The 608-nt window shown below is 70.7% G+C and carries 1 protein-coding gene; it reads right to left on the bottom strand.

Going from position 1 to position 608, the window contains the following annotated elements; translation table 11 throughout:
- Positions 1-608, bottom strand: a 608-nt coding sequence (locus AC07X6_RS28600; protein ID WP_494793229.1) for an IPT/TIG domain-containing protein, incomplete at both ends; no start/stop codon positions are given.

Here is a 608-nt window from a genome sequence, read left to right as displayed (position 1 = left end):
TGGTCGGCCGCGCTGGTGGCGCTGGTGCCGCCCGTCGTGGTGACGCGCACGTCCACCGTGCCGGAACCGGCGGGCGCCGTCGCCGTGATCTGCGTGGCGCTGTTGACCGTAAAGCCGGTGGCCGCCGTGGCGCCGAAGGTCACCGCCGTTGTGCCGCCAAAATTCGAGCCGGTGATGATGACGGAAGTACCGCCGCCCGTCGGCCCTGCAGTCGGCGAAATGCTGCTGACCGCCGGTGCCGCGACATACGTAAATTGGTCGGCGGCGCTGGTGGCGCTGGTGCCGCCCGTCGTAGTGACACGCACGTCCACCATGCCGGTGCCGGCGGGCGCCGTCGCCGTGATCTGCGTGGCGCCGTCGACCGTGAAACCGCTCACCGCCGTGGCGCCGAAGGTCACTGCCGTTGTGCCGCTAAAATTCGAACCGGTGATGATGACGGAAGTACCGCCGCCCGTCGGCCCCGCAGTCGGCGAAATGCTGCTGACCGCCGGCGCCGCCACATACGTAAATTGATCGGCCGCGCTGGTGGCGCTGGTGCCGCCCGTCGTGGTGACGCGCACGTCCACCGTGCCGGTGCCGGCGGGGGCCGTCGCCGTGATCTGCGTGGC

The organism is Janthinobacterium sp. GW460-12-1-14-LB5 (assembly GCF_059423585.1).
Note: the sequence above shows the minus strand (reverse complement) of the source record. Positions and strands in the feature narration are given on the sequence as shown.